At 55.5% G+C, this 3,129-nt stretch carries 1 protein-coding gene; it reads left to right on the top strand.

The genetic code is table 11. From position 1 onward, the window contains the following. Window positions 1-1,500 precede the first annotated feature (1,500 nt). Entirely contained in the window at window positions 1,501-2,919 is a 1,419-nt protein-coding gene (locus IVA91_RS09650; protein WP_247458638.1) for a M20/M25/M40 family metallo-hydrolase, read from the top strand. The last annotated feature ends 210 nt before the right edge of the window (window positions 2,920-3,129 follow it).

Raw genomic sequence — 3,129 nt, 5'->3', positions numbered from 1 at the left:
TCAATCCAACATTCACCTTCCAAGGACCGCAAACAGCCTTTTGCCGATCGATCCCTAAATGTCAGGCCCATAGAGCACCCTCGCGAATCAGGTGCTCAGCAAGGAATCACAAGTGATTCTTTCGATTCAAGATTTCGCCGATCAGCGGATCAGCCCGAGTGGTCAAAGTTATGGGTAATTGAAAGCCTCACCGGGCGGATACGAACTCAACGACAAGGTCATTAGCCTTACTGGCCGCCTCCCCGCAGATATAGGATGACGAGACGATCTCGGATGCGCATCGCAAGGCGTTGTTGCGATGTGTCATCGAAAAGGTCGTTCTCGATCGCGGTGAGCACGACTTGGCGCTGGCTAGGATCGTCTGGCGTGGAGGCGCCGTGACGGAGCTCAAGGTGAAGATGAGTGTCAACTCGTTACCAGATTACCAGATTGACGTGAGGCGCCGAGATGCGGGAACGTCTTCTAACGCTCGCTCGCGACGGCGTCCCCGACGACGAGATCGCCGCAATCCTTACCCAAGAAGGTCACCGCTCTCCCCATTGCGCTGATAAGGTGCTGCCTATCACGGTTGGTCGGCTCCGTCGTGCTGCGGCCATCAAGGTAACTGCCCAGCGTACTCGATTGGACCATGACGGTTCACTCCTCAGCCCACCCGAACTGGCCCAAAGGCTAGAGATTCGGTGAGCTGGCTCTATGTACAGATCCGAACTAAGCGTTTGCTGATTGATCGCCAGCCCAACGGCGCCATCTCTTCCCCAATACGCCATCCATTCTTGACGCTATTGGAGACCTTCGAAACCACGTCATTGCGCAACTTGATCTGTGCCGGCGAGATCGATACCGCCGTCTGCCGCCGAAGGCCGAATAAATCGCCCCCGCTCCAAACGTTTCGTAAATGGGCAGGCTGCCGGGGAGTCGTGCCGAATCACCTTCAGCAGGTCGCCTCTGCGACCGCGGAAGCAGGCCCAGCGGGTCCTGACCAAGCACTTCCTGAACCTGCAGCGCCAAGGAGGGGAAGCCTCTGCGCATAAGCTGGCTAACGATCTATTCTCAAAGTTTGAACGTTCACGGGCCGAAAGAGCGCTTTTCTGCAAAACACTTTAGGCGAAGAACTGGCGGCCGCTGCTGTAAAGCGGCGCCGTTTTATATAATTTGCAGATTTTGCGCGTGAATGGCGCCTCTTAAGATGAGCTTACCGCAGTTGTTAGGATACAAGCGTCTCTTCGAAAGCCGCGAAGGATGCGATGGAGGTCCAGGTGCCCAGACGAATAAGACTTGCGAATACCCTGCCCTTGAAAGTCTCGGTTCGCTGGTTCCAAAAACCGAACAGAGCGGCTTACAATCGTTGTCCTACAATGGCACTTTCTATCTAGAAATAACCGCCCTTACGACTTTTCAATCCAGGGGGCGGGGTCGGAAGCCATTGACGACTGCGCATTTGCATTTGTTGCTTCAAATGCATAGTCGAACATTATTCTGCACGATTCAGGATCACCACGTATGAACCCCAATATTGGCGAGACGGCCGCCGGATCAGAGTTGCATAAAGTGTTTGCGTATATCGCAGCGAACAAAGACCATTTCATCAACCGGTTAGTTGACTATTTGCGGCACCCCAGTATCAGCGCCCAAAACATCGGTATCCGTGAGGTGTCCGACATTCTAGTAAGTATGCTGAGTCGCTTGGGACTCGAAGCGCGCACGATCCTGACCTCCGGTCACCCGATTGTAATGGCGCGTTGGGAACACGCACCTGAAGCGCCAACAGTCTTGCTCTATGGGCATTATGATGTCCAGCCGGCGGAGCCTTTGGAGGAGTGGATAAGCCCGCCATTTGAGCCAACGATCCGAGAGGGACGAATTTACGCGCGCGGAGCGGGAGATAGCAAGGGGCAGCACTTCGCTCAAATACTGGCAATGGAATCATATTTGGCGGTGCACGGCCGCTTGCCATGCAACGTACTACTTGTACTTGAAGGCGAAGAGGAGATTGGAAGCCCGAGCCTTGAAGCATTCGTCCGTGCTCATCGAGGTCTTCTCAAAGCCGACTTAGTTGTGACGGCTGATGGTTCGATGCACCCCTCAGGTCGCCCGACTGTAAGCCACGGCTGTCGGGGAATCGCTACTTTCGAATTGCGAGCACGTATCGCCAATCGCGATGTTCATTCCGGCAACTTCGGCGGAGTCGTCCCTAATCCGATTTGGATACTGGTGCATCTCTTGGCATCGATGAAAAACGCCGCTGGGGAGATTACGATCGAGGGGTTCCACGATGGTGTGGTGCCCGCAAGCGACGTTGAACGGGCCGCAGCCGTACGATTGCCGCTGGATGCCGACCAGCTCAAGCGCGAGCTTGGCATCGTAAGTCTCGATGCGCCAGCCGAGCGATCCATGGCGGACAGGCTCATGTTCAACCCGACGCTTACCATCAATGGCTTACACGGGGGTTATGGCGGACCAGGGGCAAAAACGGTGATACCGCACGAAGCGCTTGCAAAGTGCGACGCTCGTCTCGTAGGCAGACAAAGCTCTGAAGACGTTCTCTCGAGAATAGAGGCTCATGTCAAAAAACATGCTCCTGAGGTCGAGTTCGTGCGCCTTGAGTCTACGCCACCATCCAAGACGCCTCTCGATTCACCGTTCTCAGATATTGTTCGGCGGGCGGTGAAAACTGCACAAGGTGTCGAGCCACTCATCTGTCCGGCCGGCGGTGGCACACTGCCAGACTACGTTTTTACAAGGGTTCTGGGCCTCCCATCTTTCGGAACGCCCTACGCCAATGCCGACGAAAGAAATCATGCTCCGAATGAGAATATCAGGATCGACTGTTTCCTTAACGGCATCCGTACCGGAGCTGCCCTCCTGAATGGATTGGGCAGGTGTACTGGTGTGGAGAGGTCCCTGCACTCGACAGCTTAATTTGTGGCTCAAAAAACGACCGGGACCGCCCCCGTGCGCCCCGCCATCAACGCGATCATGGCTTGGATCGGCGGTCGCGCTACGCCATTTAGGTAAGCATCCGGTGAGGCTTTCAATTACCCACAAATTCTCCTCCGACCATGACACCTAGCGCTATGTCGGTGAGGCGTGACAGCCCGCGCCACATGACGGTCTTGCCGGGTGGCGGAT

The sequence above is a fragment of the Bradyrhizobium sp. 153 genome (assembly GCF_023073835.1).
Lineage (GTDB): Bacteria > Pseudomonadota > Alphaproteobacteria > Rhizobiales > Xanthobacteraceae > Bradyrhizobium.
The sequence above is the reverse complement of the archived record's forward strand: the minus strand, read 5'-3'. Positions and strand labels throughout refer to the sequence as shown.

Bases quoted from the DNA above. Each gene is read 5' to 3' on its own strand.
- IVA91_RS09650 (WP_247458638.1), top strand. From the start codon at position 1,501: ATGAACCCCAATATTGGCGAGACGGCCGCCGGATCAGAGTTGCATAAA.